The following is a 23,093-nucleotide window of genomic DNA, read 5'->3' on the forward strand; positions in this document are numbered from 1 at the left end:
CCTGCAGGCTCGTGTCATCTTAATGTAACCGCGTGACACATATACGTGGTGAACGGTGTTAGCCGCAGGTAACTGGGAGGGTTACGTGTCCAAGGAATTGACCAACGTACAGCTACTCACTGAACTCGAGCCGGTAGTCGAACGGCTGCTCAACCGTCATCTCGCGATGTTCAAGGAGTGGAACCCGCACGACTACGTGCCATGGTCGGACGGTCGGAACTTCTATGCGCTGGACGGCCAAGATTGGGAGCCCGGACAGACCCAGCTTCCGGATGTCGCCCGAGTGGCGATGGTCCAAAACCTGCTGACCGAGGACAACTTGCCATCCTATCACCGTGAGATCGCGATGAACTTCGGCATGGACGGCCCGTGGGGCCAGTGGGTGAATCGGTGGACCGCGGAAGAGACCCGGCACAGCATCGCGCTGCGCGACTACCTGGTGGTCACCCGCTCCGTCGATCCGGTACAGCTGGAAAGGCTCCGCGTCGAGCAAATTACGCGTGGCTTCAGCCCCGGCCAGAACCGGCAGGGGAATCTGTTTGCTGATAGTCTCTTCGATTCGGTCATGTATGTCTCGTTTCAGGAACTGGCTACCCGCGTTTCGCACCGCAATACGGGCAAAGCCAGCAACGACACGATCGCCGAGCAGTTGATGGCGAGGGTGTCGCACGACGAGAACCTGCACATGATTTTTTACCGGGATGTCAGCGCCGCGGGCCTGGACATCGCGCCCAATCAAGCGATCAAGTCGGTGCATCGAATCCTGCGCAACTTCAAGATGCCCGGCTTCACGGTGCCGGAGTTTCGCCGCAAGGCGGTGATCATCGCCGTCGGCGGCATTTACGACCCGCGAATCCATCTCGACGATGTGGTCATGCCCGTGCTCAAGAAGTGGCGCATCTTCGAACGCGAAGACTTCACCGGCGAGGGCGCAAGGATGCGCGACGACCTCGCTGTGCTGGTCAAGGAGTTCGAGGAAGCCTCCGACAAGTTCAACGAGTCCAAGCAGCGCTACCTGGAGCGTGAGGCTCGTAAGACGGAGAAAATCATCGCCAGCAGGGTGCTTGAAACGAAGGGCACGCTGACGTTGAGCGGGCACTGAATGGGCGGCAACGACCCGGAAAGCTCAGTGGCCCCGATGCCGGAATCCCATCGCGGATCACCCATAAGGGGGACGGTGGATTGAGTGGTCGAAAGTAGCTTCGGCTCAGCGCTACTGAGTAGAAGCCATGGGCGACACCGCGGATCGGACCGATTATTTCCGCACCACGTGCCCGTATGCCGGCGAGTTCTTCATAGATCGCCTGTGTTGGTCGGGAATGAGCGCGCTAGTCCTGGGCGTGGCCGCCCTGGTTGGCGGCGTCGCCGCGGCGGCGTACCGCGTCCAAGACTGGACACTGACGCTTGTTGTCGTCGGAGTAGCGACCATCGTTGCTGGTTTGATCTGGCTCGTGCTCAAGCATCGGCGGGCGATGAGAGTTGAAAGACGTTGGCTTTCAACCTATTCCACGCGCCGTCCCGGCGTGCTGTAGGGCAGGGGAAGCCCGCTTCCGGTAGCGGCGAACTGGCGCAGCCAATCAAACCAGTGCGACATGCCGTCGCCGGTGCGCGCGCTCAGCGGAAGAATGGTGGCCGTCGAAATCACCTGGCGGACATGGTCGATGTAGCTGTCGATGTCGGCGTCGAGGTGCGGGACCAGGTCGACCTTGTTGAGCAGCACGACGTCGACCGAGCGGAACATCACCGGATACTTCAGCGGCTTGTCTTCGCCCTCGGTGACCGAGTAGACCATCGCCTTGGCGTGCTCGCCGACGTCGAATTCGGCCGGACAGACCAGGTTGCCGACGTTCTCGATGATGACCAGGTCCAGATCGGGCAGGTGCAGTCCCTGCAGCGCGCGGTTGACCATCGGGGCGTCCAGGTGGCATTCGCCGCCGAACCCGTTGCTGGTGTTCAGCAGTGACACCTGGGCGCCACGCCCGGCGAGTTTGGCGGCGTCGAGGTCGGTGGCGATGTCGCCCTCGATCACGCCGACGGCCAGTTCGCCGGCCAGCGCGTCCAGCGTTGCCACCAGGATGGTGGTCTTGTCGGATCCCGGCGAGCTCATCAGGTTCAGGGCGCGCACGCGGTGGTCATCGAACGCGCGCCGGTTGATGTCAGCGCGAGAGTCGTTCTCGGCGAAGATCGCCTCCAGTACGTCGATGCGCTGTGAGCTGGTGGCATAGCCACTGTGGTCGCCGTGCTCGTGACGGTCGTCGCCGTGATCGTGGCTGTGCACGGTGCCGTTGTCGTGACGGTGAAATCGTGCCATTCACTTGACCTTTCGTGAGCCGGCTTCGTGCGTAAAGCCCTCGGACATCTCGACCGAGGTGACCAGAAACTCGTTGCCGCGCAACAAGTCAACCTCCGCGCTCTGGCACGCCGGGCAGCACACCGACCACCGGGACGTGATCTGCGCCCGCTGCGCACAGGCGCGGCAGAACACCTCGGCGGGCACGAGTTCGAGATCCAGCACGGTGTCGACCATGTTCTCGTCCAGATGCTGACACACCAACGACCAACAGAATTCCAGCGATTCCGGAACCACCTGGCGCAGCGCGCCGACCTGGACCCGGACCACGTCGACGTGGCGCCCCTGCGCGTGGGGCTTCACCACCCCGGCAATGGCATGGCATAGCGACAGCTCGTGCACTACACCATGCTGCCTCGCGGGGCTCAACGGTGTGGCGAAAACAAGGTGCGGAAAAACGCAGACTTTGTGTGCGAAATTGTGATTGTCGGCACATGGGGTGCGGTCTAGCCTGAGCTTGACCGCCCGTGCCACAGCCCACCCGGCACCGGGGGTCCTTGCTGCTCAGGAGGTTCGTGATGGGCAGTCGGCGTAGCGAGGTTACCAGTGTGCGGTTGCGGCTGGATATCGCGGGCGTCGTCCAGGGCGTGGGATTTCGACCCGCCGTCGCACGCATCGCTGCACGTCATGGGCTTGCCGGTTGCGTGTACAACGACTCCGGCGCTGTGCACTGCGAGTTCGCAGGGTGCTCCCGACGCCGTCGCAGCGGCGGTATCGGCGCTGAGCGCCGACCACCCGCCGATGGCGCGCATCGATGCCATCGAAGCCCGCCAGCGGCGGCCCAACGGCGAATCCGGTTTCCGGATCGTCGCCAGTCGAACAGACGACGACCGCCGCACCCTGGTGCCGCCCGACATCGCCGCCTGTGCCGACTGCCTACGTGAGATGCGCGACCCCCGCGACCGCCGCTACGGGCACCCCTTCATCACCTGCACCAACTGCGGCCCGCGCTACACGGTGATCACCGACCTGCCGTACGACCGGCCCTCGATCACGATGGCGCAGTTTCCGATGTGCGCGGCGTGCTCGGCCGAATACCACGATCCCGCCGACCGTCGCTTCCACGCCCAAACGATCGCCTGCAACGACTGCGGACCGACCCTGTCCTGGCGTGGCCCCGGCGGCGGCCGCGATCCGCTCGGGGCCGCCGCGCGGGCGATCGAGGACGGCTACATCGTCGCGATCAAGGGCATCGGCGGATTCCACCTCGCCTGCCGTGCGGACAATCCCGCGACGGTTGCCGAACTGCGCCGCCGAAAAAGCAGGCTCGCCAAACCCTTCGCCGTGATGGTCGCAGACCTCGCTGCGGCTCAAAACCTGTGTCATATCGACGCGACCGGCGCGCAACTGCTGCAGTCACCGGCCGCACCGATCGTCTTGCTGCCGGCCCGTGACGGCTCCGGCTTGACCGGCGTGGCACCGGCGCTGTCGGAAATCGGTGTGATGCTGGCGTATTCGCCCGTGCACCATCTGCTCTTCGACCGGCTGGGGTCGACGCCTCTGGTGATGACCTCCGCCAACGACAACGGTTCCCCGATCGTCTTCCGCGATTGCGACTTGAATTGGATCGACGGCTTGGCGGACGTGGTGCTCACCCACGACCGGCACATCCATGTGCCATGCGAAGACTCCGTCTTGACCGTTGACGGCGCCGGCGCCGTGGTGCCGATCCGGCGTTCCCGCGGCTATGCGCCGCTCCCGGTAGCAACGCCCGCGCCGTCGGACGCCAGCGTGATCCTAGCGACCGGCGGCGACCTCAAGACCACGTTCTGCCTGCTGTCGTCCGACGGGCGGGCGCACATGTCGTCGCACCTGCGTGACATGGCCGACCCGCGCACCCAGAGTTGCTTCGAATCAGCCGAACGTCACCTCGCTTTCATGACCGACTGCCGACCGCGACTCGTCGTCTGCGATCTGCACCCGGGCTACGCCACGACCCACTGGGCAAGGCGGCAGGAGCTGCCGGTGCTGCAGGTGCAGCACCACCACGCCCACGCGGTGTCGCTGATGGCCGAGCATGGCCGGCTCGGCTCGCCAATGCTCGCCGTTGCCTTCGATGGCTCCGGCTACGGCACCGACGGCACCATCTGGGGCGGCGAGCTCCTGATGCTCACCGAACCGGCCAGCTTCACCCGGGTGGCACACCTCAAGGCGTTCGCCTTGCCCGGCGGTGACGGCGCGGTACGCCACCCGGGCCGGATCGCCCTGGACCTGCTGCACCGCGCGGAAATCGAATGGGCACCGGACATCCCGGCGGTCGGGAGCCTCGGCGCGCACGCGAGACACGTTCTCGAACAGCAGATTCCGCGCGGCATCGGATGCGTCGAGACGACCAGCTGGGTCGCTTGTTCGACGCGGTGGCCAGCCTGCTCGGCGTGTGCCAGGAGGTGACCTACGAGGGGCAGGCGGCCGTCTCGAGCACCTGGCCCGTCGTGGTGAACCGGCACTGATGGATTTCGAGGTGACCGCAGGCGTACTGGATCCGACGCCGTTGATCACCGAGCTGGTGCGTGGCCTGCGCGCCGGCACGGCACGGGCCGACCTGGCCGCGGGCTTTCACGACGCGGTCGTCAGGGCCACCGCACAGGCGGTGTGCCGGCACGCGTCGGGCATCGGCACCATCGGGCTGACCGGCGGCGTGTTCGTGAATCGGCTGCTGCGCGACGGGATTCGTAAAGAGTTGGTGCGCAACGGCTTCGAGGTGCTCACTCATGCGGTATTGCCGTGCAACGACGGTGGTCTGGCGCTGGGCCAGGCCGTGATCGGAGCACGCCGGCAGGAAAGGGGGCATAGCGCATGTGTCTCGGAATCCCCGGCAAGGTCCTCGACACCTGGGATGAGGCGGGGACACGGATGTGCACCGTCGACTTCGGCGGCACCACCAAGACCGTGTGCCTGGCATATCTACCGGACCTGCAGCTCGGCGAATACACCATCGTGCATGCCGGTTTCGCGATCACCCGGCTGGACGAGGCGTCGGCACGGGAAACATTGCAGATGTTCGACGAGCTCGGCGTGCTGGATGAAGAATTGTCCGGCGACGAGGGCCAGGGCAGGAGGGAACCGGCATGAAGTATCTGGACGAGTTTCGCGATCCGGTCGCCGCCCACGCGTTGGTCAGCGACATCAAGTGACGCGTTACCAAGACCTGGACCATCATGGAAGTCTGTGGCGGGCAGACGCATTCGATCATCCGTAACGGGATCGACCAATTGCTGGACGGCGCGGTCGAATTCATTCACGGCCCGGGTTGCCCGGTCTGTGTGACACCGCTCGAAACGATCGACCGGGCGCTAGAGATCGCGGCGCGCGACGACGTGATCTTCTGTTTTTTCGGCGACATGCTCCGGGTGCCGGGCAGCAGCCAAGATCTGTTCAGTGTGCGTGCCCGGGGCGGCGACGTCCGGATCGTCTACTCGCCGTTAAACGCTACGCGGGTCGCCGCCGACAACCCCGACAAGCAGGTGGTGTTCTTCGGGGTGGGCTTCGAGACCACTGCGCCGGCCAACGCGATGGCGGTGGTGCACGCGCAGCGGCTCGGGCTCACGAATTTTTCGATGCTGGTGTCGCATGTGCTGGTGCCGCCGGCCATCACGGCGATCCTGAGCTCGCCGACCAACCGGGTCGACGCGTTTCTGGCCGCCGGGCACGTCTGCACGGTGATGGGCATCGGTGAATACGGGCCGCTGGTCGAGCAATTCGGGGTTCCGATCGTGGTCACCGGCTTCGAACCACTAGACCTGCTCGAGGGCGTCCGGCAAGCCGTCGATCTGCTGGAGGCGGGCACACCGCAGCTGCGCAACGCCTATCCTCGGGCGGTGACCGCCGCGGGCGACGCCGTCGCGCAGCAGACCCTCGCGGACGTATTCGTGCCGACCGATTGGCAGTGGCGGGGCATCGGCATGATCCCGAAGTCGGGATGGACGCTGTCGCCGCGCTACGCGCAGTTCGACGCCGAATTGAAGTTCGGGGTCGGACAGTTGCGGGTGTCCGAATCGACGGAATGCCACAGTGGGGAAGTGCTGCAGGGTCTGCTGAAACCAAACGAGTGCCCGGCGTTCGGGAAATCCTGCACGCCGCGCACGCCGCTGGGCGCCACCATGGTGTCCAGCGAGGGCGCCTGCGCCGCCTACTACCAATTCCGGCGTTTGGAGACTGCCGCTCAGCCCTGAGTCTCGGGTCGCCATCGACCCGGCCGACTGGGTGTGCCCGCTGCCGCTGCGCGAGACGAAGCGCATCGTGCTGGGCCACGGTGGCGGAGGCGTGCTTTCCGAGGAACTCATCGAAAACCTGTTCCTGCCGGCGTTCGGTGGCGCAGCGGGTCCCGCCCGCGATTCGGCGCTACTGGACCTGAAAATGGGCGGAGCGGGCGGGCGGGTCGCGCTGACTACCGATTCCTATGTGGTGCAACCCCTGTTCTTTCCGGGCGGGAACATCGGCGACCTGGCGGTCAACGGGACGATCAACGACTTGGCTTGCAGCGGAGCACAACCGGTCGCATTGACCGCCGGGTTCATCTTGGAGGAGGGACTCGAGCTGGATGTGCTCGGCGCGGTCGCCCAGACGATGGGCAAGACGGCCGCCAACGCCGGCGTCGGCATCGTCACCGGTGACGCCAAGGTGGTCGCGCGCGGTGGTGCCGACCAGCTCTTTGTCAATACCGCGGGAATCGGGGTCGTGCCGGCCGGTATCCACGTCGGGCCGGAGCGAGTCCGCGCCGGTGACCACATCATCCTGTCGGGAAACCTCGGTGAGCACGGCGTCGCCATCATGAGCGTGCGGGAGGGGATCGATTTCGGCACCGTTGTCGCCACCGACAGCGCCGCGCTGCACCTGCTGGTCGCGGCCATGCTCGACGCCGCCGGCAACCACGTGCACGCCCTGCGCGATTCCACCCGCGGCGGTCTGGTCGCCGCGGTCGTCGAAATCACCCGCGCGGCGTCGGTCGGTATCGAACTCGATCAGGCGAAAATCCCGGTTCCCGAGACGGTCTCGTCGGCCTGCTCGTTCCTCGGGCTGGACCCCTGCAGGTGGCCAACGAGGGCAAGATGGTGGCGTTCGTCGATCCGGGCCACAGCGAAGCGGTGCTGGCCGCGGTCCGGGGCCGCCCCGAGGGCGCGAACGCGGCGATCATCGACCTAGTGGTTGACGAGCACCCCGGGATGGTCGTGGGCAGGACCCCCTTCGGCACCACACAGGTCATCGAACGCCAACTGGGCGAACAACTTCCGCGCATCTGCTAGGAACCGCCCCACCAGCGGCCCGCGCCGCTTGCCCGTTGCGATGTGTCAATCGGATCGCGCGGCAATGCTGCGCAGCGCGGCGTCGAAGACGACCTTCGCGGTCAGGCCTAGGTGCGCTGCCACCTCGGGCCCGGGGCCGCTTTCGCCGAAGCGTTCGATGCCGATTACCGTGTCGCCTGGTCTGGCCAGTGCTCGCCAGCCAATAGTCACGCCGGCTTCGATCCACACGGCAGATCGGGCAGGGCGGTTCCGTCGGCCTGCAGCGCGGCCGGGATGCGTTCGCGCCACATCACCGAGATCACGATCGTCGAGATGCCGCGCTCGCTCAACAGATCGGCGGCCTCGAGGGCCAAGGCAACCTTCGAGCCGCTGGCCGCCAGCATCACATGGGCGATGTCGGCGACCGGCCGGACCACCCGCATGCCGTAGTGGTGCACGTCGTCCAGCCCGGCACCCCCAGAACCGGCAGGTCCTACCGGCTGAGCACCAAAGCCGTTGGGCCTTCGGTGTTCTCCGCGGCCAGTTGCCAGGCCAACGCGGTTTCGGCGGCATCGCCCGGACGCAGCACGGTCAGGCCCGGAATCAGCCGCAGCGACTCCAGTTGTTCGACCGGCTGGTGCGTGGGACCGTCCTCACCGACATGGATCGAGTCATGCGTAAAGACATACACCACCGGCAATTTCATCAGTGCCGACAGTCGTAGTGCGGGGCGCAGGTAGTCGGCGAAGACCAGGAAGGTGCTGCCGAACGGACGTAACCCGCCGTGCAGGGCGATACCGTTCATCACCGCGGCCATCGCGTGTTCGCGGATGCCGAAATGGATTGTCCGGCCGGCACAGTCGTCCGGCGTGACGTCGCCGCCGGGAATCGCGGTGTTGGTCGACGCGCCAGGTCGGCAGATCCGCCGACCAGCCCCGGATACACCGCTGCCAACGCTGCCAGCGCCGCGCCGGATGCCTTGCGAGTGGCGGACTTTCCCCCCGACGCCAGGCCGTCGGCCAGTGATGTCAGCACCGACAGGTCATCGGGTGCCGGCACCGTGTCGAGCGGGAAGCTCGCTGCCAGGCGCGGATTGTCAACCTGCCACGCGGCATGCGTCTGGGCCCAGAGCGCATGGGCGGCGGCACCGCGGGCGGCCGCGGCGGCGGCACCGCGGGCGGCCGCGGCGGCGGCGCCGGCGCGGACCGCGAGCGGGACGTGGAAGTGCTCGTCGGGCCAGTCCAGACGGGCACGCATGGCGGCGAGCACCGCCGAACCCAGCGGGCTGCCATGGGCTTTCGACGTGCCTTCGATACCGGACGCCCCGAAGCCGATGGTGGTGCTCACCCGGATGAACGTCGGTCGTCCGTCGCCGTAGACCGCCTCGGTGAAGGCGTGGTCGAGGGCGGGCACGTCGATGCCGTCGGCCACGCTGAGCACTCGCCAGCCGTACGCGGCGAACCGCGCCTCGACGTCGTCGGCGCAACTCTGCGATGCCGGCCCGTCGATGGTGATGTCGTTGTCGTCGAAGACCACGACCAACTTGCCCAGCCGCAGCCGGCCGGCCAGCGACGCGGCCTCGTGGCTGATGCCCTCCATCAGGTCGCCGTCCCCGGCCAGGACCCAGGTGTAGTGGCCGACGACGGTGTGCTCGCCGGTATTGCATCGTGCGGCCAACATGCGCTCGGCAAGTGCCATCCCGACCGCGTTGGCAAGGCCCTGTCCCAATGGGCCCGTAGTGGTTTCGACGCCGGGGGTGTGACGGTGCTCGGGATGTCCGGGCGTCCGCGATCCGAGCTGACGGAACCGTCGCAGCTCGCCGATCGGGAGGTCGTAACCGAAGATGTGCAGCAGGCCATACAGCAACATCGACCCGTGGCCGGCCGACAGCACAAAGCGATCGCGGTCCGGCCAGCGTGGGTCGGCGGGATCGTGACGCTGGTGACGTGACCACAACGTCCAGGCGATGGCACTGGCGCCCAACGGCAGCCCGGGGTGTCCGCTGTTGGCGGCCTGCACCCCGTCGGCTGCCAAAAACCGCAGCGTGTTGATCGCAAGCTTGTCCAAATCGTCTGTGCGATGCGGCGTTTCGGCTGCCTCGGGTACGAGGGTCGCTTTTGGTGCCGTGCTCACCGTGGTACCAGCCTTCCGTTGGTCTGACGGACGGCCGCGCGTAATGCGTTCGCGCGGTCGGTCATGTTCGGTCCGGCGAACAACGCCGAACCGGCGCAGAACACGTCGGCTCCGGCCGGCGCGGCACCGGCGATGGTGTGCGGTCCGATGCCACCGTCCACTTCGAGTTCGATATCCAGTCCGCGCCTGTCGATTTCGGCGCGGGCGGCCGCGATCTTGGGCTCCATACTGGCCAGATACTCCTGACCACCGAATCCGGGGTTGACCGTCATGATCAGGAGCAGGTCGGTGATGTCGAGCACGTTGACGACCTCGTCCAGTGCAGTGGTCGGATTGAGTGCCACACCGGCGCGGGCACCGAGTTCGTGAATCCTCGACAGGGTGCGGTGCAGGTGTCGGCACGCCTCGGCATGCACTATTACGATCTCGCAGCCGGCGTCAACCCACCGCTGCAGCATCGGGTCCGGATCCTCGACCATCAGGTGCGCCTCGAAGCCCATCGTGACCAGACCGCGGCAGGCGGCGATCACGTCGGGTCCGAAGGTCAGATTCGGGACGAACCGGCCGTCCATGACATCCCACTGAATGCGATCGACCGTCGCCTGCTCGATGGCCGTGACGTCGCGGCCGAGTTCGGCGAAGTCGGCCGGCAGCACCGACGCCACCAAAACTGGGGTCGTCATGCGGCTCCTCCCTCCCAAGTCGTTGCGGACACATTAGGACGACGGGGCCAAATTTCGGATCCCCCAACGCGGGGAAATCCGGGGGGTGACGGGCCGGGCTGAAAAACGGATGACGGTATTGGTTTTCGCCCTTATCGTGTTCGAATGATGCCGATTACCGCAGCGCCGATTACGATGCCCGTTCGGGTGGTATTGGTCGACGACCACGAAATGGTCATCGAGGGGCTCAAGGCAATGCTTGCCGCTTTCAAAAGCCGGGTGCGGGTCGTCGGGGAGGCCGTCGGCGCCGACAACGCGCTCCAGGTGATCGCGAGCCTGCAACCCGACATCAGTGCTGTGCGACGTCAGGATGCAGGGCGCCAGCGGGTTGGACTTGTGCCGCGACATTCGGGAGCGCACCCCTGCCAGCAAGGTGATCCTGCTATCGGTCTACGAGGACGAGCAGTATCTGTTCCAGGCGCTGCGGGTAGGAGCGTCCGGCTATCTGCTCAAGGGCATCAGCAGCGACGAGTTGGTGCGCCAGCTGGAGTATGTCCACGGCGGTTCGACCGCCATCGACGCCGGCCTGGCCGCCCGCGCCGCCGACACGGCGGCCCGACTGCAGCGCGACGAATTCTGGCCGGGCGCCCGCCAGGGCCTGCGCCAGCGGGAGAGCGAGATCCTGTCGTTAGTGGTCGCCGGCCTGTCCAACCGCGGCATCGCCAGCAAACTTGTCATCGGCGACGAGACGGTCAAGAGCCACCTGCGTTCGATCTACCGAAAGCTGGGTGTCGGCGATCGCACCGCGGCGGTGGCGGTGGCACTGCGGGAAGGCATCTACCAGTGACCGGATCGGTCCGGGGCCTGGTGGACGCGGACCGCGAGGTGGCGCTGCTGCTCGACATCGTGGCCGCCACGGGCAGCGGCCCGGCGGTCGAGCCGGTGGCCGCGGCGGTCGCCCGGCTGATCACCGCGGCCACCGCCTCCGATGTGTGCTTCGTGCACGTGCTCGACGATTCCGGCGTTCGGCGCCGCGCATCTTGACATCGTGGGGCAGCCTGCCCAGGATGGAGTCGAATTTCAGCAAGTGCGCCAGCGTGTGGTTGTCGGTGATGTCGTTGACCGCCACCACCTCGATGTCCGCGCCGCCCTGCTCCTGCTGGGCCAACAACGCACGATAGAAATTACGTCCGATCCGACCGAAGCCGTTAATGCCTACCCGAACACTCACGCGTTGTCTCTTTCTGCCGCCGGTCCCGCATCAGATTGGGGTTGCAGTGCCCGGCGCCGCCGAGCGTTGGGGATACGTTAGGGGCGGCATGGGTCGGCGGGCACCCCGAATGGGGGATCCGAAAGCGTAACTGCCGGAACGGATTGCGGTCGTCGAGCGGGATGGAGCTCAGCTTTCGGCGGGTGTCCATTTCTCTTCGATGCGGCCGTAACGCCAGACCAGCAGCGCGACCGCCCAGGTGAAGACGAACAGGGCGACGACGGCGAAGCCGAGGGTGTTGAGATCCAGGCCGCCCAGCCAATTCCAGAACGGGCCTTGCCATCCCAGTTGTCCGGCGAACAGCTCCAGCAGCTCCACGCTGCCGATCAGCAGCGCCACCGCGACCGAGAGCGCGGTGATGGTGATGTTGTAGTAGGTCTTGCGCACGGGATTGGACAGCGCCCAGCCGTAGGCGAAGTTCATGAACGAGCCGTCGATGGTGTCCAGCAGACACATGCCGGCGGTGAACAACACCGGCAGACACAGGATCGCGTACCAGGGCAGCCCGGCCGCGGCGCTGGTGCCGGCCAGCACCAGCAGGGCGATCTCGGTGGCGGTGTCAAAACCCAGGCCGAACAACAATCCGATCGGGTAGGTGTGCCAAGACCGGGTGATCGATCGGGTGACGCGGCCGAGCGCGCGGCTCATCAGGCCGCGATTGCTCAGGTGCCGTTCCAACTGCGCCTCGTTGTACTCGCCGCGGCGCAACCGGAGGAACACCCGCACGATTGCCGCCAGGACGACCAGGTTGACGATCGCGATCAGGTAGAGAAAGACCCCCGAGACGCCGGTGCCGATCAGCCCGCTGTAGTGGTGCAGGGTCGAGGCGTCGTCCTCGACGGGTCCGACGATCGCCGTGACGCCGATGGCCAGGAGTACCGCCAACCCGAACACCACCGTGGAGTGGCCGAGCGAGAAAAAGAAACCGACGGCCAGCGGGCGTTGCCCGTCGCTCATCAGCTTGCGGGTGATGTTGTCGATGGCGGCGATGTGGTCGGCGTCGAACGCGTGCCGAAGCCCCAGGGTGTAGGCCGTTACGCCCAACCCAATGCCAAAAGCCTTGCCGTCCACGCTTAATCGCGCTGGCTCAATGATCAAGAACAGGGTGGCCCAGCCGATGAGATGCAGCGCAACGATCACCGCCAGCATGGCCGTCAGGCGTCGCCGCTGCGGCCGGGTCAGCGCGATCCGCGGCGCAACGCGCCGGGAAAGGCTTTTTTGGTCGACACCACCAACCACAAAGCGACTCCTCGGGGGCGGCTTGCATCCATCTGGTAGGAAAGCTAGCGGCAAGATTCGCTTTTTTGCAAGCGGTTTGCAGGTTCGCCGCGGTGGTTTTGCGGTCGGATGATCAAGCGTTTAGTTCATCGACGGCGGCGGGCCAGTCCCCCCAAGCGTCCACCACATGGGTGACGTTGCGCGATCGGCGTCGTCAATAGGGTTATCGCCTCGAGACCGGAACCGATCCGGAGCAGGAGTGTGGTCATGCCTTACCGAAGGCTGGTGGGTCCGCTCGAGCGTTGCGTGATGGAGCAGTTGTGGCGTGGATCGGAACCGCAGACCGTACGGAACGTGCACCGCGCGATCTGCACCAGACGCAACCTCGCCTACACCACGGTGATGACTACTGCGTCGCCTTGCGGACAAAGGACTTGTCGTCCAATACCGCAACCATCGTGCCTACCGCTATGCGGCGGCCCACGGCCTCGACGAGTTTGTCGCCGACTTGATGCTCGGTGCGTTGGACGAGATCGCCGACTCGGCCGGTCGCCGCGCCGCCTTGGCGCACTTCGTCGGCAGCGTCGGAGCGGACAACGCGCGGCTGCTTCAGCAGGCACTTGCGGAGTTGCCGACCGGCACCGACCTTCGCTACCCGGGATCGGGGAGCAAAGCCTTTCACCGCCGGGGGGATGCAGCCACTAACCAGCCGGTGGCTGATAGTTGGCCGCAGAGTTGCGCAGCTGCCAGATTTGGGCAGGGCACAGCAGATTGACGGCGTAGGACACCAGGTAGTTGGCGGCGAATTCGTCGTTGGGGGTCACGTCGCGCTTCACGTCGCCCATTACTTGGGCGTAGCTCTCGCCTTGTGTGACTTTGTCGCAGATTCCATGGCCATAACCGATCGCATCGTTGTTCGGGAAGTTGTAGTGTCGCCGCACTGCCACGTCGTAGACATATTCCACCTCGGGTGCCGGTGCGGCGCCCGCCCGCGGCGCTAGTTGTGGTGTGGCTGCAACCAGACCGCACACCGCCACAAAAGTAGCGACCAATAGCTTCGCCGGCTGATTGCGCCGCGGGCTGTGCCGATGCGTAGATGTGGACGGATTCATGGAATTCCCTTGCTAAAAAAACCAATTAGAGCATGCGAGTGGCCGGAAGGCCCCGGTCCCGTCGGCCGAATTCGCAACGATTCTTCGCCTGCGCCACCATCCTCGTTCCCTGCTCAGCGGTCTCGCGGCAGGCCCAGCAAGCGCTCGCCGATCACGTTGCGTTGGATCTCATCGGTGCCCCCGCCGATCCTCAGACCGGGCGCGAGGGTCGAGGCACGTCCCCAGGCGAACGTGCCCCATTCGCCGGTGTCGGCCAACATGTTCATCCCGAGGATGTGGCCGGCGGTATTGATGCAGTTTCGCAGCAGACGATTGCGCAGCAGTTTGAGGACGGACATCTCGGGTCCGGCGGAATTACCTCGGCGTTCGGCTGCCAGCAGGTTCGCGGCGGTGTGTTCGATGGTTGCGCCCAGAACGTAGCAGTCGAGGACCGCGTCAAGGATCGCGGCCGGCAATTGCCCTTTTTGGCCGCCACGGCGGCGAGGTCGACAAGACGCTCTACGACAACCCAATTCGGGTCTTCCGAACTGTTTCCGACTGCTTTGCGTTCGCCACCGAGGGTCGCAATGGCCACACCCCAGCCCTTGTTGACGTCTCCGACCCGATGGCTGTCGGGTATGCGCAGTGCGTCGATGAACACTTCGTTGAAGTGTGCGCCACCGCTCATCTCGCGCAGCGGGCGAACCTCGATCGCAGGGTCATGCATATCGGCGACGAACATCGTGAGTCGGCGATGGGGGACCGCATCGTCCCCGGTACGAGCCAGGAGCAAGCCGATGTCGCTGTAATGGCCTCCCGTCGTCCACACTTTCTGGCCGGCGACGACCCATTCGCCGCCGTCACGTACCGCACGGGTGGACACCGCCGATAGGTCGGAGCCCGCGCCCGGTTCGGAGAACAGTTGACAGGCGATGATGTCACCGCGCAAGATCGCGGGCACCAACTTTCGCTTGAGCTCTTCGGATGCCGCGGCCAGCAGTCCGGGAAGAATGATGTGCAGTGTCACGAACAGCGTGTTGAGCTTGGGTAGCCGGTAGAGCTTGCAGGTCTCGTCGAAAATCTCTTGACTGCGCTGGTCAAGTTCGGCGCCGCCGTACTCACGGGGACCGGTGATTCACGCCAGCCCTTCGTCGAACAAGGCGCGCTGCCAGGTGCGTGCTCGTTTGAGTTGTTGCTCTTCGACCGAGCGCTCTGGACTGTCGAAGATCGGTATGGTGTCCGGCCGTTCCAGAGGTTCCTCGGCGGCCACGCCGAACCCGTCGGCGTGAGCATCGAGGAATTCGCGGCACCTTCGCGCGAAGGCGTCGTGATCGATTGTCGGTGTCACTGGCGAAACCGGTGCTCTGGGAAAATCTGGGTGGCGAGAACATTTTTCAGCACGGGCGGCGATCCTCCAGCCACCAACGCCGCCATGGCATCGCGGTGCAGCCGCTGCGCGGCATAGTCCAGCGTTGTCCCGTCACCACCACACAGGACCATCGCCTCGTGTGTCACCGTCGGCAGCATGGTGCAGCCTGACAGCTTGGCGAACGTCGAATCCTTCGCGTTGGGAAATCGACCGTCCACCGAACTCGACGCCGCCCGGTAGGTCAATAGACGATGCGCGTCGATCGCCATCCGCATCTCCACCAGGCTGTGGTAGGCCGAATTTTCGGTTCACCGGTGGTTCCGCCGGTGAACCCCTGGCAACCCAATGTGTCTCCGGGGATGGGTAATTCCAACGGCTCCGCCGAATAGCCTTGTGCCCATTGGTCGACCGAGGGGTGCTCGGTATCGGCCGAGTCGACGCACAATATGCGGGTCAAACTCGGCACGTGATCGGCCAGGAACGCGGCTTTGTCGGCGACCGAGGAGTGGAAGAACAACGTCTGGCAGCCGCCGCGGCGCAGCACCTCGGCGGTGACCTCGATCGGGTCGCCCAGATTGACGTTGCACCACGCGCCGCCGGCCCGCAGGCCGGCGAGCATCGCGACTATGGTTCGCGAATCGTTCCGGCTGATCAGAGAGAACGGAGTTCCCGCGGTGAACCCGTCGTCGGCCAGCGCTCGGGCTATCTTGTTGACATTGGTGAACGCGGCCGAAAAAGTGATGTCGCCACTGTCCCGCCGAACGCGCATCTCGTGGGCCAGCAACGGGCTGCTGTTCTCAGGTGATCGGTCACATGCATTCGCGATTCCCTTGCCCGCCGGGCCAGGTGCATTTTCTGCGCTTGGTGCTCACCCGTAACAGTTAACTCCGGGGAGTTCGCCGGGCGAAGCGTATCGACTACGCTGTGCGGCTCGGCTCAGCGCCGGGACGGATCGAGCGTGGATTCGACCACGGCTACGTAGCGTAACCATTACGCATGACCCCCAGCCCGACTCGTGGTGCTCTTGTTGTCACCAAGCACAGAAGGAGAGTCAGCAACAGATGAAATACGGGATTTTGTGGGAGATGCAACTCGGGCCGCGGCCGTGGCCGGACAAGGCTGAGTACAACCACTACTGGGATGCGATCGAACAAGCCAAGCTCGCGGAAAGTGTTGGCTTCGACTATGCCTGGCATGTCGAACACCATTTCCTGACCGAGTACTCGCACGGCTCGTCGCCAGAGGTGTGGCTTGCGGCGCTCGCTCAGCACACCGAGCGGATCCGTATCGGTCACGGCGTCGTTCTGTTGCCGCTCAACTTCAACCCGCCTTACCACGTCGCGGAACGGATCGCCGCGCTGGACATCCTGTCCAAAGGCCGTGTCGAGTTCGGAACCGGACGCGCCGCTACCACAAGCGAACTGGAGGCGTACGGAATCGATCCTGCCGACGGCCGCGGAATGTGGTTGGAGGCGCTGCGGGAAATCCCGAAGATGTGGCGAGACGAGCCATACCCGGGTGTCGACGGCACCTTCATGAAGCTGCCGTCGCGCGAGATCTGGCCGAAACCGGTGCAACGTTCCGGCCCGCCCATGTGGATGGCGGCGAGCAGCCCGGAAAGCTTTGAGATCGCGGGTCGCAACGGTCTTGGCGTCCTCGCGTTCATCATCGGTCACGCCGAGAAACTCGCGCCGCTGATCGAGGTCTATCGCGATGCGATCAAGCAATGCCCGAAGCCGCCGGAAGAGATCAACGATCAAGTCGCGGCGTATGTGCTGACTCACTGCGCCGAATCACGCGAGGAGGCACGCGCGGTGGGCGGACCCGCGGTCGAGTGGTACAGCGCCAACGTGTTCCAGCTCTTCTCTACCGTATCGGGCAAACGCGGCTACGAGATCTACGCGAAGATGTTACCGGAGGACGCCGCCGACATTGAGCGGCTCGTAGCCAAGTACGGCAACATGATCGACGCCCTGATCGACCTGGGTGTGATCAGTGTCGGCACTCCGGACGAGTGCCTGAACACCGTCAATTCGTTCGCGGCCCTCGACCTCGATCAGATCATTACCAGCCACGCGATTGGCGGCATACCTCACGACAAGGTCATGCGTTCGATCGAGCTGTTCGGCACCGAGGTCATGCCGAGGGTGAGCGCGACAGATTCCGTTTCCGCGTAACGCGTTTGCCGTGTCAAGACAGGAGGGCGTCCCCGCCGCCGCGCAAGTGGGGGCGGGGGGCCCGCGCCGAGAAGGAGTGATGCCGCTGCAGGCGCACCGAGACCGGTGCTTCGAGCAGAGCAGGTGAGGAGGTTCAGAACGTGGGCTTATCGAGATGGGTGGAGATCCTGCGGCGCCCGTATGGCACAGAGCCACCCTCCGCGGGGATCGCCGACGCCGATGACGTTCAGGCCGATTCCGTCGTGGTGACGACACTGCCGGTCGAAGGTGGTGAAGGCCAGGATGATTCGCGACCCACGCGGCTGCTGACACCTGTCCGGTCAGGCATCGCGATCATGGTGGCCGTATTTCTCGCAATGGGTTCGATCGCCGGCTGGATGGCGCTGCGCGTTCACCACGCACATCAAGTTGTCCATCAACGCGATCAGTTTCTGCAAATCGCTCGGCAGGAAGCATTGAACCTCACGACGATCGACTGGCAGCACGCCGATTCCGACGTGCAACGAATCGTGGATGCGGCGACCGGCCGGTTCCACGACGATTTCGCGGATCGATCCGGCCCCTTTGCCGAAGCGGTCAAGCAGGCGAAGTCGAAATCCGTCGGGACGATCATCGCGGCAGGCGTGGAATCGGCGACCGGCAACGACGCGCAGGTGCTGGTCGCGGTCGGCGTCAAGACCACAACCGATGGGCATCCCAGCGCCGAGCCACACAACTGGCGCATGCGAATTTCGTTGCAGCAAGTCGCCGGGGATGTGAAGGTCTCGCGGGTGGAGTTCGTCGAATGACCACGCCCAAGCTAGCAATGACGAACGACGGCGAAGCCGAGGCGCTCGCACCCGGCGGCGGGCCAAGCGATGGTGCGGAGGCCGAAGCCGATCTACTCAGCCCCGCCGGCGACGATCACCCGGAACCGGACAGCGCCGCCGAGCAGCCTGGGCGTCGACGGCGCATAATGCGCGCCCTGGTGTCCGTTGTGCTGCCCGTGCTCGCGATGCTCGCCGGCGTGGGAGCAGCCTGGATGAAATACCAGGATGCAACCATCCGCGCGGTCGATGACGCTCGCTTCGCATCGGTCCAGGCCGCCAACAAAGCGACCGTCGCGATGCTGTCCTATACGCCCGACACCGCGGACGCCAAACTGACGGCTGCCGCCAATCTGTTGACCGGGCCCTTCCGTAACTCGTACGAAGACCTGGTCAAGAAGGTCGTCATCCCCGGGGCCAAGCAGAAGCAGATCGCTACCACCGCGACCGTGCCGGCCGCCGCGTCGGAGTGGGCGACCGAAAGTTCAGCTGCCGTGCTCGTTTTCGTCGATCAAACGATCACGGTCGGTACCGACGCACCGACGAACACAACTTCGGTGGTCGAGGTATCACTCACCAAAACCGGTGGCAAGTGGCTCATCTCGGGATTCGATCCCAAATGATCAGCAGCGAGTGGGTGCTATTCCAATCCTGTTGGGAGATAACATGACCAGGCCAAGGACGAAAATGGCGGTGCTGCCGGTAGGTTTGGTGGGGCCATCGGTACTGCTGACGACCGCAGCGGTCGCGCTGGCTTCGACAGCACACGCCGCCAACAAGCGGCTTAACGACGGCGTAGTCGCCAATGTGTACACCGTGCAACAACAAGCCGGCTGCACCAACGATGTCCGGATCAGCCCACAGCTGCAGCTGGCCGCCGAGTGGCACGCCCGCGATGTGCTCAACAACCGTGCCCTCGACGGCGATATCGGTTCGGATGGGTCGTCGCCACAAGATCGTGCCAACGCGGCCGGATACAACGGACACGTACAAGAAACCGTGGCAATGAACCCCGCGATGGCAATCAGCGGCATCGAATTGATTAACCGGTGGTACAACGATCCCGCCGACCGCGCCGTCATGTCCAATTGCGCCAACAGCCAAATCGGGGTGTGGTCTGAAAACAGCCCGGACCGTACGGTCGTGGTCGCTGTCTATGGGCAGCCACAAAATCCGCCGCCCTCCCGGCCCGATTCCCGGTCGCCCTCGCTCGGCGATCGCTCCAACAATGTGCCACTCGATCCCAACCTCGACTACGACGCGTCGGACGAGCTTGAGTACGGCCTCGACTGGTTTGCGTGGATCCTGCGAGGCCAGTACCCGCCGCCGGCCTACCCGCCGAAGTGATGGGTCAGCGGCATCGGCCGCACCGCAGTTGACCGCCCGATCCACTACCCGCTACTCGGTCATCCGGCCAACGCGGCCGCCGGCGTGGCCACGGCACTGGCCTCCAACAACTCCCCGCGGGCCGGCGTGCACACCGCGGTCCGCAACATCGCGTCGACATTGAGCTGGGGTTGGATTCCCGCGGTGCCGGCCAGTCCCGGTGTGCTGCTCGCGGCTACCGCGGGCGCGGCGGTGCCCGGGGTGGAGGTGAGGGGAGTGGTCAGTGTGGTGATCGCAACCTCGCCGTCCCCGAGAACGTTCGCGGTGCCGGTCACGACGTTCACGGACACGGTGGTGTCCTCGCCGACAAAGACAGTGCTGCCCTGGGGGATGGTGAACGGACCACTGGTCGCGGTGAGGAGCATCGCAGAGCTGGTGTTGGGGAGGGTGACGCTGGCGGTGCCGCTTTGCACGGTGACGATGACAGTCGAACCGGAGGCAGGGTGGATCGTCGCGGCGCTTTCTGCCCCGGTGCTGATGACGCTGGTGCCCTGGCCGAGGATGGGGTCGCTACCGGCGGTCGGGACCAGCTGATCCGCGGCGGTCGAGCCGAGATGCTGGGAGCCAGACTGCGAGCCGAGCTGTGCTAGCGATTGACTGCGAGCGCTGGTGGCATTGCCGGTGGCTTGGGTCACCGCGCGGGCCTGCTGATTCTGCCCATCCGGGTTCGTGGACTGCTGTGGCTCGCTGAACGGGGCCAGCGTGCTCGCGGACTCCGAGGACCCCGCGTAGCCGTACATGGCGGCCGCGTCTTGGGCCCACATCTCGGCGTAGTGGGCCTCGGTCGCCGCGATCGCCGGGCCGTTCTGCCCGAAGAAGTTGGTGGCAATCAACGCCATCAGCAACGCCCGGTTCTGCGCGATCACCGGCGGGGGCACCGTCATCGAAAATGCGGCTTCATAGGCTGCCACCGCCGCGTAGGCCTGTGTCGCGGTTTGCTCGGCAGCCTTGGCGCCCAGGCGCAGCCACCCGATGTAGGGCATCACCGCCGCCGACATGCTCGTCGAAGACGGGCCCCACCACATCGCGTCGGTCAGCCACGAGATGACCGACGAGTAGCTGCCGGCGGTCGACTCCAGCTCCGCGGCCACTGCGTCCCAGCTCGCCGCCGCCGTCAGCATCGGCGCCGCGCCCGGTCCCGTATACATCCGAATGGAATTGATTTCCGGCGGCAGCAAACCAAAATCCATGGCATTACTCATTTCCCAGTCAAACTCGCCCATTCCTCAGCAGGACAGGAGGATCTAACGCCGCACGCGTAAACGCCGAGCGACCGCACGCTTACGGTCCACGGTGCATTTGCATGAAAATGGTGCTGCCGCTGAGTTTTTCGCCGGGCGCCCGCGGCAAGTTCGACAACGGGTGAATAGGTGTACGGGCCCGCGGTGAAAGAAAGGGAAACGGCAGGAGCCGAAAGAAATCATGAATCCAAAGCGGGAGAATGGATTTGAGCAACGCCGAATTTACGTAGGAGCGTCGACTCGACGCCCGGCAGCAATCGCGCCCGCGGGTCACCGTCGACGGTCGGGTCGCCGCAACTTCGGCGATGCGGCCGATTGCCCCGACGTCGTCGTGAGCGACAGCGACCCAGCTCTTGTCCTCGACGGGTGGGCGTGACTATTTGCTCGGCGGCAGTTGCACACTCGTGCCAGGGCCACGGAGATCGTTTGCAGGGTTGTAACTTTCGTCATTTCTCATTCATTCGCCCGACCGTCCGGTCCGGGTAGGGTGCCGGAATTATGAGTCAGGCCGTTTCGTGAAGCGCATCGTGGTGCCGCTGCAGTGCGCCAATTCTGGCCCGAAGATCGTGGTCGGGATGCCGATGTACCGACACGTCTCGGTGGCGTGGTTTTACAACTGGATGTTGATGGACAAAAGCCCGTGTGTGGGGGTGGTATCTACCGAGGGTGTGCCGCTGCCGAGCGCAATGGACGGCATTACCAACACGGCGATGTCGGCGTTCGGTGACTGGGATTGGCTGGTGGTGTTCGAGGACGACATCATCCCGCCCTCGGACGCGTTTCTGCGGATCATCGGCTACGACGAGGATGTCGACATCGTCGGCTCGATGAATTTCATGCATGAGCCGCACTATGTGAATGCCTACACCCTGAGCAACACGCGGGCGGAGCCGATCTACCGGAATGTGACGCCGGATGCGTTGCGGGGATGGTTGGAATCGGGTGATCGCCGGCTGGTCGAAGTGGACGTGGTGGCGATGGGGTTCACCGCGATCCGGCGACGGGTGATCGAGCGGTGGGACCGGGAAGTGCCGATGTGGTCTCCGACGGCGCAGGTGCCGGGTCAGGACATCTATTCCTGTCATGAGGCGACGCGGCAGGGATTCACGGTTTGGCTGGATACGGGGATGCGGTGTGGGCATTTGACGGAGATGACGGTCAGCCGCGGCGCGGGTTGCTGAGTGCCGCTCGGAACCAAATTCGCTGTCGACGGAATCTTGACTCGGCTCAGACGTTGAACCTCAGGTGCCGTTCACCGCGAGGTTGCCAGCGTCGTTCGACGTCATGCATCGTAGTGAGGGGCTACCGTGGCGCGTAGCCCGAAAGGCACCGGCTCGACGAAGGTGCAGGGATGCTATCTGAACATCCGCCCCCGCCGCCGAAATCGGCGCCGGGATGGTACCCGGACCCCGCGGGGGTCGGTCACGGCTTGCAGCGGTACTTCGACGGCAGCAGTTGGACCAGCGAGTGGGCGTTTTCTGCCGAGCGGGCGGACTCCACCGACCGGCCGAAGCCGGGGCGGCCGCAGCTAGAGCGGCCGAAGAACGATGTTCGCGGAAACGCGACCGCCCTGGCCCTGGCGGCACTCACCGCGCTCGTCCTCGTCATCGTCGTGGGCAGAAGCTGGATTGTCGACAAGACAGAAGACAAGCAATCCGCACCGAGCAGTGCGATCGCGACCGGACCGTCGGCACCGATTGCGCCGCCCACGACGACCGGCCCCAAGAAGCCCGACGGAGTGAGCTTCGCGTCGGTTCCGGGACCGAACGGTGAAGTAATCAACGCCCGATTTGCCATCCGAGACAACTACACCGAGACGATGATCAAAGACGGTGCGCGGCACGACACCATCGACATTCTCAGGTACGCACGAGCGACCTACCCCGACGCCGCCGCGGTCAACGTTCAGGGCACGTTCCCGATGACCGACCCGTACGGTAACACCTCGACGCAAGTCGCCATCGACCTCACGTATTCGCGAGAAACGTTGAACAAGATCAATTTCGACGGCGTGAGCAAGAAAAGCATCTGGGAGATTCGCGATTCGGGATCCATTCTTCCGGCCTTCGAACCCTAGCCGAGCATTACCCAGTGCAGTAGAGCTTGACGGCGTACCGGGCGGCCGATCCTGCGGATAGAGTGGCGGGGAAGTTGCAGGTGGTGCGGTT

At 65.0% G+C, this 23,093-nt stretch carries 23 protein-coding genes and 8 pseudogenes; 15 read left to right on the forward strand and 16 right to left on the reverse strand.

Going from position 1 to position 23,093, the window contains the following annotated elements; translation table 11 throughout:
• The first annotated feature begins 85 nt into the window (after positions 1-85).
• Both T428_RS0100380 and T428_RS0100385 read left to right on the forward strand, forming a co-directional pair.
• Complete coding sequence (locus tag T428_RS0100380) at positions 86-1,102, forward strand: acyl-ACP desaturase (protein WP_025734930.1); 1,017 nt, start codon at positions 86-88, stop codon at positions 1,100-1,102.
• 127 nt (positions 1,103-1,229) lie between these two features.
• Entirely contained in the window at positions 1,230-1,532 is a 303-nt protein-coding gene (locus T428_RS0100385; protein ID WP_025734931.1) for a hypothetical protein, read from the forward strand.
• Here T428_RS0100385 and hypB read toward each other — a convergent pair.
• Positions 1,502-2,311, reverse strand: coding sequence for a hydrogenase nickel incorporation protein HypB (hypB, locus tag T428_RS0100390; RefSeq protein WP_025734932.1), 810 nt, complete (start codon positions 2,309-2,311; stop codon positions 1,502-1,504). The two genes, T428_RS0100385 and hypB, sit on opposite strands and share 31 nt — an antisense overlap.
• On the reverse strand, positions 2,312-2,692 hold the full coding sequence (locus T428_RS0100395) for a hydrogenase maturation nickel metallochaperone HypA (protein WP_025734933.1): 381 nt from the start codon (positions 2,690-2,692) through the stop codon (positions 2,312-2,314).
• A gap of 176 nt (positions 2,693-2,868) precedes the next feature.
• On the opposite strand from T428_RS0100395, the pseudogene hypF reads away from it, so the two are divergent.
• From hypF to hypE, 4 genes and pseudogenes are all read left to right on the forward strand, one after another.
• Positions 2,869-5,120, forward strand: a pseudogene (gene hypF, locus T428_RS24595) (carbamoyltransferase HypF); the annotation flags it as partial.
• Between the two features lie 26 nt (positions 5,121-5,146).
• Positions 5,147-5,422: a HypC/HybG/HupF family hydrogenase formation chaperone gene (locus tag T428_RS24600; protein WP_036466956.1), complete on the forward strand. Its 276-nt coding sequence runs from the start codon at positions 5,147-5,149 to the stop codon at positions 5,420-5,422.
• A pseudogene (gene hypD / locus T428_RS24605) lies at positions 5,419-6,522 on the forward strand (hydrogenase formation protein HypD). The gene T428_RS24600 and the pseudogene hypD overlap by 4 nt, the downstream one beginning before the upstream one ends.
• Positions 6,506-7,593, forward strand: a pseudogene (gene hypE, locus T428_RS24610) (hydrogenase expression/formation protein HypE). The pseudogenes hypD and hypE overlap by 17 nt, the downstream one beginning before the upstream one ends.
• 45 nt (positions 7,594-7,638) lie before the next feature.
• On the opposite strand, the gene T428_RS33380 reads toward hypE, so the two are convergent.
• Genes T428_RS33380 through rpe form a run of 5 tightly spaced genes read right to left on the reverse strand, consistent with a single transcriptional unit; the run spans position 7,639 to position 10,388 of the window.
• Complete coding sequence (locus T428_RS33380; RefSeq protein WP_211243868.1) at positions 7,639-7,803, reverse strand: hypothetical protein; 165 nt, start codon at positions 7,801-7,803, stop codon at positions 7,639-7,641.
• On the reverse strand, positions 7,800-8,030 hold the full coding sequence (locus tag T428_RS33385) for a transketolase-like TK C-terminal-containing protein (protein WP_211243869.1): 231 nt from the start codon (positions 8,028-8,030) through the stop codon (positions 7,800-7,802). Before T428_RS33385 ends, T428_RS33380 begins: the two co-directional genes overlap by 4 nt.
• 35 nt (positions 8,031-8,065) lie before the next feature.
• Positions 8,066-8,389, reverse strand: a complete 324-nt coding sequence (locus tag T428_RS33815) for a hypothetical protein (protein WP_342666136.1) — start codon at positions 8,387-8,389, stop codon at positions 8,066-8,068.
• Complete coding sequence (locus T428_RS24615) at positions 8,377-9,705, reverse strand: transketolase family protein (protein WP_245604668.1); 1,329 nt, start codon at positions 9,703-9,705, stop codon at positions 8,377-8,379. Before T428_RS24615 ends, T428_RS33815 begins: the two co-directional genes overlap by 13 nt.
• Entirely contained in the window at positions 9,702-10,388 is a 687-nt protein-coding gene (gene rpe / locus T428_RS0100420) for a ribulose-phosphate 3-epimerase (protein WP_025734934.1), read from the reverse strand. Before rpe ends, T428_RS24615 begins: the two co-directional genes overlap by 4 nt.
• 174 nt (positions 10,389-10,562) lie before the next feature.
• Here rpe and T428_RS24620 point away from each other — a divergent pair.
• Together T428_RS24620 and T428_RS0100430 are read left to right on the forward strand one after the other, a co-directional pair.
• Positions 10,563-11,214, forward strand: a pseudogene (locus T428_RS24620) (response regulator).
• A pseudogene (locus T428_RS0100430) lies at positions 11,211-11,387 on the forward strand (ATPase); the annotation flags it as partial. The pseudogenes T428_RS24620 and T428_RS0100430, both read left to right, overlap by 4 nt.
• A 10-nt stretch (positions 11,388-11,397) precedes the next feature.
• On the opposite strand, the pseudogene T428_RS31500 reads toward T428_RS0100430, so the two are convergent.
• Positions 11,398-11,598, reverse strand: a pseudogene (locus T428_RS31500) (glyceraldehyde 3-phosphate dehydrogenase NAD-binding domain-containing protein); the annotation flags it as partial.
• 168 nt (positions 11,599-11,766) lie between these two features.
• Positions 11,767-12,825, reverse strand: a complete 1,059-nt coding sequence (gene nicT / locus T428_RS0100440; protein WP_051465110.1) for a Nickel transporter NicT — start codon at positions 12,823-12,825, stop codon at positions 11,767-11,769.
• A 297-nt stretch (positions 12,826-13,122) separates the two neighbouring features.
• Between nicT and T428_RS31505 the strand changes: the two are divergent.
• Positions 13,123-13,492: pseudogene (locus T428_RS31505) on the forward strand (BlaI/MecI/CopY family transcriptional regulator); the annotation flags it as partial.
• A 64-nt stretch (positions 13,493-13,556) separates the two neighbouring features.
• Here T428_RS31505 and T428_RS0100450 read toward each other — a convergent pair.
• From T428_RS0100450 to T428_RS0100475, 6 genes and pseudogenes are all read right to left on the reverse strand, one after another.
• Positions 13,557-13,967 carry a DUF732 domain-containing protein gene (locus T428_RS0100450; protein ID WP_084298571.1) on the reverse strand — a complete coding sequence of 137 codons (411 nt, stop codon included), beginning with the start codon at positions 13,965-13,967 and terminating at the stop codon, positions 13,557-13,559.
• Between the two features lie 113 nt (positions 13,968-14,080).
• The gene (locus T428_RS33820) at positions 14,081-14,422 is read right to left on the reverse strand and encodes an acyl-CoA dehydrogenase family protein (RefSeq protein ID WP_025734939.1); all 342 of its coding nucleotides are present in this window, start codon (positions 14,420-14,422) and stop codon (positions 14,081-14,083) included.
• A 215-nt stretch (positions 14,423-14,637) separates the two neighbouring features.
• A pseudogene (locus T428_RS35885) lies at positions 14,638-14,973 on the reverse strand (acyl-CoA dehydrogenase family protein); the annotation flags it as partial.
• A 108-nt stretch (positions 14,974-15,081) separates the two neighbouring features.
• Entirely contained in the window at positions 15,082-15,294 is a 213-nt protein-coding gene (locus tag T428_RS30835; protein WP_025734941.1) for a hypothetical protein, read from the reverse strand.
• Positions 15,291-15,584 (reverse strand): acyl-CoA dehydrogenase family protein, encoded by a 294-nt coding sequence (locus tag T428_RS0100470; RefSeq protein WP_169733601.1) that lies wholly within the window; start codon positions 15,582-15,584, stop codon positions 15,291-15,293. The genes T428_RS30835 and T428_RS0100470 overlap by 4 nt, the downstream gene beginning before the upstream one ends.
• Positions 15,557-16,099 (reverse strand): AMP-binding protein, encoded by a 543-nt coding sequence (locus T428_RS0100475; protein ID WP_025734943.1) that lies wholly within the window; start codon positions 16,097-16,099, stop codon positions 15,557-15,559. The genes T428_RS0100470 and T428_RS0100475 overlap by 28 nt, the downstream gene beginning before the upstream one ends.
• A 277-nt stretch (positions 16,100-16,376) precedes the next feature.
• Here T428_RS0100475 and T428_RS30840 point away from each other — a divergent pair, with 277 nt between their 5' ends.
• The 4 genes from T428_RS30840 to T428_RS0100495 all read left to right on the forward strand — a co-directional run bounded on the left by T428_RS30840 (position 16,377) and on the right by T428_RS0100495 (position 19,645).
• On the forward strand, positions 16,377-17,492 hold the full coding sequence (locus tag T428_RS30840) for an LLM class flavin-dependent oxidoreductase (protein WP_025734944.1): 1,116 nt from the start codon (positions 16,377-16,379) through the stop codon (positions 17,490-17,492).
• 158 nt (positions 17,493-17,650) lie between these two features.
• Positions 17,651-18,280: a hypothetical protein gene (locus T428_RS0100485; protein ID WP_025734945.1), complete on the forward strand. Its 630-nt coding sequence runs from the start codon at positions 17,651-17,653 to the stop codon at positions 18,278-18,280.
• A gap of 17 nt (positions 18,281-18,297) precedes the next feature.
• The gene (locus T428_RS24635; RefSeq protein ID WP_025734946.1) at positions 18,298-18,921 is read left to right on the forward strand and encodes a hypothetical protein; all 624 of its coding nucleotides are present in this window, start codon (positions 18,298-18,300) and stop codon (positions 18,919-18,921) included.
• Positions 18,922-18,985: 64 nt separating this feature from the next.
• Positions 18,986-19,645, forward strand: coding sequence for a CAP domain-containing protein (locus T428_RS0100495; RefSeq protein ID WP_051465083.1), 660 nt, complete (start codon positions 18,986-18,988; stop codon positions 19,643-19,645).
• 59 nt (positions 19,646-19,704) lie between these two features.
• Here the strand turns inward: T428_RS0100495 and T428_RS35210 are convergent, their stop codons facing one another.
• Positions 19,705-20,874 (reverse strand): PPE family protein, encoded by a 1,170-nt coding sequence (locus T428_RS35210; RefSeq protein ID WP_025734948.1) that lies wholly within the window; start codon positions 20,872-20,874, stop codon positions 19,705-19,707.
• Positions 20,875-21,440: 566 nt separating this feature from the next.
• Between T428_RS35210 and T428_RS0100505 the strand changes: the two genes are divergently transcribed.
• Entirely contained in the window at positions 21,441-22,106 is a 666-nt protein-coding gene (locus tag T428_RS0100505; RefSeq protein WP_025734949.1) for a glycosyltransferase, read from the forward strand.
• 170 nt (positions 22,107-22,276) lie between these two features.
• Complete coding sequence (locus tag T428_RS0100510) at positions 22,277-23,002, forward strand: DUF2510 domain-containing protein (RefSeq protein ID WP_025734950.1); 726 nt, start codon at positions 22,277-22,279, stop codon at positions 23,000-23,002.
• Positions 23,003-23,093: the final 91 nt, after the last annotated feature.

Origin of the sequence: Mycobacterium genavense ATCC 51234 (assembly GCF_000526915.1) — a bacterium.
In the GTDB taxonomy this organism is placed as follows: Bacteria; Actinomycetota; Actinomycetes; order Mycobacteriales; family Mycobacteriaceae; genus Mycobacterium; species Mycobacterium genavense.

Coding starts and splice junctions, on each gene's coding strand:
- T428_RS0100385 (WP_025734931.1), top strand. CDS start 1,230: ATGGGCGACACCGCGGATCGGACCGATTATTTCCGCACCACGTGCCCG.
- hypB (WP_025734932.1), bottom strand. CDS start 2,311: ATGGCACGATTTCACCGTCACGACAACGGCACCGTGCACAGCCACGAT.
- T428_RS24600 (WP_036466956.1), top strand. CDS start 5,147: ATGTGTCTCGGAATCCCCGGCAAGGTCCTCGACACCTGGGATGAGGCG.
- T428_RS33815 (WP_342666136.1), bottom strand. CDS start 8,389: ATGGCCGCGGTGATGAACGGTATCGCCCTGCACGGCGGGTTACGTCCG.
- rpe (WP_025734934.1), bottom strand. CDS start 10,388: ATGACGACCCCAGTTTTGGTGGCGTCGGTGCTGCCGGCCGACTTCGCC.
- T428_RS0100450 (WP_084298571.1), bottom strand. CDS start 13,967: ATGAATCCGTCCACATCTACGCATCGGCACAGCCCGCGGCGCAATCAG.
- T428_RS0100470 (WP_169733601.1), bottom strand. CDS start 15,584: ATGGCGATCGACGCGCATCGTCTATTGACCTACCGGGCGGCGTCGAGT.
- T428_RS30840 (WP_025734944.1), top strand. CDS start 16,377: ATGAAATACGGGATTTTGTGGGAGATGCAACTCGGGCCGCGGCCGTGG.
- T428_RS24635 (WP_025734946.1), top strand. CDS start 18,298: ATGACGAACGACGGCGAAGCCGAGGCGCTCGCACCCGGCGGCGGGCCA.
- T428_RS0100495 (WP_051465083.1), top strand. CDS start 18,986: ATGGCGGTGCTGCCGGTAGGTTTGGTGGGGCCATCGGTACTGCTGACG.
- T428_RS35210 (WP_025734948.1), bottom strand. CDS start 20,874: ATGGATTTTGGTTTGCTGCCGCCGGAAATCAATTCCATTCGGATGTAT.
- T428_RS0100510 (WP_025734950.1), top strand. CDS start 22,277: ATGCTATCTGAACATCCGCCCCCGCCGCCGAAATCGGCGCCGGGATGG.